Source organism: Methylobacterium aquaticum, from assembly GCF_001043915.1.
Classification (GTDB): domain Bacteria; phylum Pseudomonadota; class Alphaproteobacteria; order Rhizobiales; family Beijerinckiaceae; genus Methylobacterium; species Methylobacterium aquaticum.
Map to the genome: position 1 here is coordinate 1 of NZ_LABX01000271.1, position 858 is coordinate 858.

Below are 858 nucleotides of genomic sequence, written 5' to 3' on the forward strand. Positions count from 1 at the left end.
CTAGGGTCAAAACCCATTCAAGGTATTGCAATGATGAATGAAATGTGATTCGAAGCGCCTCCCAGAAGGAGGAGGCAATGGCAGAGCTGTTCTGGCTGTCGGACGAGCAATGGCAGGCGATGGCGCCGTTCATGCCCACCAACCAGCCCGGCGCTCGGCGCAAGGACGACCGCACGATCCTGTCGGGCATCCTGCACGTCATCAAGTGCGGCTGCCGCTGGAAGGATTGTCCGAGCGAGTACGGTCCCTCCACCACCGTCTACAACCGCTTCAACAGATGGTCGCGCCGCGGCTTCTGGACCCGCATGCTGGAAGCCCTGGCCAAGGCCGGATGGTCGGGTGAAGCCGCGGCTCTCGACTCGACCTACGTCAAAGCCCAGCGCGCCGCCCACGGCGGAAAAGGGGGGCCCGCGAACAGGCGATCGGCCCTTCGCGCGCGGGTCCGACCACCAAGATCCATGTCCTCACCGATGTGATCGGTCGTCCGGGCGTCATCCACCTCACGCCTGGCAACGCCAGTGACGTGAAGACCGCCCCCGCGGTGCTGGACAAGGCGCCCGGTCGCGTGCGCCGGCTCATCGCCGACAACGGCTACGATGCCGACTGGCTGCGCCAGGACCTGCGTGAGCAGGGCATCAGCGTGGTCATCCCCGGCACCCGCGCGCGCAAGCGCAAGATCCGCCTCGACAAGCGGCGCTATCGTGATCGCTGGCGGGTCGAGGCGGTGTTCTGCCGCCTCAAAGACTTCCGCCGCATCGCCACCCGCTACGACAAGCTGGCCCGCAACTTCGCCTCGGCTCTCGCTCTGGCTGCCGTCATCGCGTTCTGGTGCTGATTGAGTCTCAACCCCTGTCTCTT

General features: G+C 65.4%; 1 pseudogene. It reads left to right on the top strand.

The window, feature by feature from the left end:
- Positions 1-131: 131 nt before the first annotated feature.
- A pseudogene (locus tag VP06_RS35550) lies at positions 132-835 on the top strand (IS5 family transposase).
- The last annotated feature ends 23 nt before the right edge of the window (positions 836-858 follow it).